This is a genomic window from Microcystis sp. T1-4, from assembly GCF_000297435.1.
Taxonomy (GTDB): domain Bacteria; phylum Cyanobacteriota; class Cyanobacteriia; order Cyanobacteriales; family Microcystaceae; genus Microcystis.
On the sequence record NZ_CAIP01000207.1, the window covers coordinates 1 to 4,799 of the forward strand.

Consider the following 4,799-nt stretch of genomic DNA (forward strand, 5'->3'; position numbering starts at 1 on the left):
TAATCTGAGTGGCACCATTTTTGATGGCGATGGGGTTATTATTGCCAATTTGGGTGTAAAGTTTATTAGTTGTGTCTTTGACTAATTTGGTGTTACCGAAAGCTTCGATTGGGGTGTAAGGTTGACCGATGACTCCATTAATAACAAAATTAGCAGCAGTTAAGGGAGTCTGTGAAGGGTTAGTATTGGAATCGTGAATGACATCAATAGTGTTACCAGCACTTAAGGTAAATCGGGTAACATCAATAAGCAGTTTATTCTGAGCGTCGAACGGACGGCTGAAAGTATTGAATACTTGAGCGGCTGAAGTGAATCCTAAACTCCCATCGATGATAATTTTCTCGGTAGCTATGTCAAAATCATCGATTCGATCTTGACCGTTATTAGCACCAAAGAAAAAGCTATCCTGTCCACTACCACCTTGTAGAGTATCATTACCTAAGCCGCCATTAATACTATCGCTTCCTTCTCCCCCTATCAGTCCATCATCACCAGATCCGCCTTTAATGGTGTCGTCGCCTTTACCTCCATCGATGGTGACACTGACGGTACTGGAGTTGGTGAAGGTGTCGTTACCGTCGTTACCCAGCGCCATTTCTAGGTTACTGAGTCCGAGATCGAGGGTGATAGCTTGATTGGTGGTGACTATGGCAATATCTTGTCCTTCGCCACCCTTAATGACTGTATCTTGTGGGTCGATGTAGAGGATGTCGTTACCTGCGCCGCCAATCAGTTGATCTGGGCCTGTATCGCCGATAATCCAATCGTTACCGTTTCCACCTGTGAGGGTATCGTTGCCGTCGCCACCGGAGAGGAATACGCCTTCGCTTCCGGTGGTGTAGAAGGTGTCGTTACCGGTACTACCGATCGCAATTTGGACTTTAGTATCGAAGAGGTTGAGGGTGTGGTTGGCGGTGTCGTTGAAGATGGTGAGGGAGGTGGCGCTGTCGTTTTCGGCGATGATTTGGACACCGTTGGCGGTTTGGATGGTTTTGAAGCCGGTTTCGGTGACGAGGAAGGCGACATCAGCGATTTGTCCGATGGTTCCGTCGTTGCGGTTGAAGAGGGAACGGGTGCGGATGATGTTACCGTCTTGGATGGTTTCGGTGGGGAGTCCGTTGAGGTTAATACTGGTGATCCCGTGTTGGGTAAGGGTTTTCAGTTCGTTGGGTTGACTGATCCCGTCTTGGTTGAGGTCTTGCCAAACGAGAATTTGGTTAAATTGGTCATCGGCGGCGGATATTATGCCGTTTTTGGTGCTATCGAGGGTAGTTAAGGCTTCTATTCCTGATTTTGCGGTTCCGTTACCGTAGTTTTCGGAGAAGATTTCGGTGATATTATTAATGATTCCGTCACCGTTGAGGTCGATGGTGAGGATGCCGTCTTGAGGAGATACCCAGGCGGTGTTTTCGGCGTAGCCGTCTGCATCAATATCAAAACGAGTTGAGGAGTTTTCAAGACTAATTAGTTGCAGTCCATCATTGTTTAAATCGATAATTAGAGGATCTAATGATTTTGCGATATAGTTTATAGGCTTGAGAGCGGATTGAACAGTTTCTTTAACTACATCTGAAACCTCTTTACCTACAGCACCAGAAAACATTATTAATGCTGACCATGTGCTATTAGATGTTCCCCACGCTGATTTATTCCAACTGTCAGAATTTTTACTCCAGTCCTTAATATTAACATTCGGAAGATTGAGTGTCGAATCTAAGAAATCTGTCACATCATGTAGAGCAGTTCCTAGTAATAATCTACGACTGAAACCTGAGTACCAATTAAAACCATATTTTCTAATCCCTGTAACTCCTAGTCCTGGTAATTCTTCCGATAATTGATTTGTAGGAATACCTGTCACAAAGTGCATAAAAGCAACCGCTATTTTATGTCCTTCTCGCTGTTGATAGTCACGATAATGTTCTTTATAATAAGCTTTGTCGTCTTCAAAATTGGGGTCTTTCTTAAAGTCATCAATGGTTAATTGACGTGATGCTAATATTTTGTTAAAACCAGAATTATTCTCCCAGTTACTTAAAAAATTGTTGGCAAATAAAGCAAAGTCATTTTGAGTTAGCAATCCCTGATTTGTCTCGACAAAATTATTTATATTAGTTTCAATTTTTTCAAGAAGAGCAAGCTTGGTATTATCACCCATTAATGGGTCTTTAAATTTATCAAATATCTCTTTAATTTCATCCTTTGTTATGGGTTTATTCGGTTCTTTTATGATTATTTTGCTATCATCTTTTAAGGCTTGTGTAATTTCATCTCCCCATAAACCTATGACATTATTAATAGCACTATACCAAGATTGATAGCTACCATCTACATGAGCATCATAAAGCGTATTTATTGTTTTAACTAGATTCTTTGATTGCTCAAAATTAAGTCCGATATTTCTTTCTAGCCAACCGGGATCTTTGCTGTAAAAAAGCTCATAAAGATCGGTAGAATTTTCCTTAACAAATCCTTGAATATCAGTCTTGAAATTCTTGTTAATTGTACTCGCAGCATTAGCGACTGATCCTATGGCAGTAGCCCAATCTTTATTATCAATTGCTTGAGCGGTATTATAAATATCTAAAGAGGTTTGACCAAGAGTAATAATGCCTTTTTGAAAGGCTGAACCACCTAAAATAGGCTTACCATCTTGACCTTTAAGTTGAAACTCCATTGCGGCAATATCAGCGACTCCTTTAGCTAAACTGACAAATGCTAGGGCATAATTACCTGATTTATAGGCATTATAAGTATTGTAAGTTGTGTTTACTCCTATTTGAATTTCCTGAATAGTTTGTAGCTGTCCCTCGCTAAATCCCCAGACACTAGCGAATTTCTGGCCACCTTCGATACCCTCGGCACCTTCGACGGGCATTTCCAATGCGAGGGCTTTGAGAGCAGTCATCGCAAATTGATACCTTGCCCCTTTCCAATCACCGTTATAAGCAGCTTGAATAGTTCTTGCTGTACCCGCAGCTAAAAATGCAATTTGTGCGCCAAATTGAGCAGGAGGAAAAACAAATCCTACAAGTCTTAAGACCGTTCCTGTAATTTCATATACACGCGCATAAGTCTCTAAAATGTCATTAACAAAGGCTTTTTTTCTGATTCTTCGTTCTTTAACTCGCCCCTCAATAATCTGACTTAAAATCGATTGAGACTGTCGCGCTAAATCATCGGATAAATCAACTGCACCTTGAGCATAGCCAACCTTATAAAGTATCTCTAAATTCTGCTGACTGACTAGCTCCTTCTCTTGAGTTAATACCCCTGTTTTCTGAATCTCCTCATAGAGTGCTTTACTCGCCCCCTTGAGGTCGGTTTCTGATTGTTTCAGAATGCCTAAATATTGCTGTTCTTCTTGGTCTAATTTCGTAACTTCAGCATTCAGTTTATTATTCTGCTCAATTAAACCATCAACTGTTTTCAGCAAATTATCCTGAATCGTTGCGGCTTCTTTCCCCTGTAAAGCAGCATGAATATCTTGACGAGTTGCTGTTAATATGCTCTGCAATTCAGCAGGTAAGCTGGGCTGTTTTTGTTTGAGGGCATCTAAATCGGCTAAGATGCCAGCGAGTTGTCCTTTATAGTCAGCTTGGGTGATGATATTGGCAATCGGGTTAATCCCTAAGTCGGTGCGGAGGTTATTAATCGCTTGCTGGAGTGCTTCTTCGGTGTTAAGTTGGTTGAGTTGTTCAAGTTTGGTGACGGCAATTTGACGATCGCGTTGAATATCTAACCGTTGTTTTTCTAACTGGGCTGCCACCGCATCATCAATTAATTGACTGCGTTTTTCAGCGATTTCTTGTTCTAATTGTGCCTGCGCTAAGTTGAATTTTTCAACGGAAAGAACTTGTAATAAGGTTTGATTTGTCCAGTCTTTCAGTTGGGAAAGGGCATCAATACGAAATTCAGCAACGGCGATTTCTTGTTTATGGGCCTCAATCGCTTCTTGAGAGTTGCCGATACTTTGTTGAAGTTGTGCCAATTCTTCGGTAGCGAGGGCTTTTTGTCCTTCTAAGAGGGTAATTTGATTTTCAGCAGCTTGACGAAGGGCGGTAAATTGGCTGGCTTGTTGTTGCGCCTGTTGTTGCAGTTGCCGATATTGCTGCATTTCGGCATAGTATTTATCGGCTAAGATTAAATCTTCGGGTCGGGCAATTCCTCCTGAACAACCGCCACCTTTATCGTTGGCTAAATCTCGATAATCTTTGTAATAAAGTTCGGCGGCAGTAGCCATATTGTTGGCGTTGGCAACTTCCAGAAGTTGGGCGGCTTCTTGGCTTCCGGCATCATTGGCTTGTTTAAGAATAGTCAGCAGTTGGCTTTCAAAGCTGTTTAATTCTTGGCGTTTAGTAGTGGCTTGGAGGGTGTAATTTTTTTCGAGTTCAGTGGCTTCTAGGAGTTTTTTCAGTCCCTGTTGTTTATCTTTGATGGCGGAGAGGTATTTGTCGTTTTGCAGCAGGAGAGAGGCTTGCAGGTCATCCATCGCGGCGGTTAACGCTTGGCTGCTGGCTTCGGCTTGTTCGGCGAGTTTTTGGACTTCAGCGAGGGTTTTACGAGTGTCAATGAGTTGTTTTTCGAGGGTACTGGTGTCTTTATCGGGGCTGGCGAGGGTCGCATCAAGGAGTTGATACTCGGTGAGGAGTACCTGTTCTTGGGTTGAGAGGAGGGTCTGTTTTTGGGTGAGGGTGGCTTGTTGGGCGGTGAGGACGGTTTGTTTTTGGATGAGGAGTTGGATGGATTGGTCTAATTGGGCTTTTTTGGTGAGGTTTTCGTCGCCCCCATTATCAAGG

The 4,799-nt window shown here is 42.5% G+C and carries 1 pseudogene; it reads right to left on the reverse strand.

The features are described from left to right. Window positions 1-4,799: pseudogene (locus tag MICAI_RS25925) on the reverse strand (hypothetical protein); the annotation flags it as partial.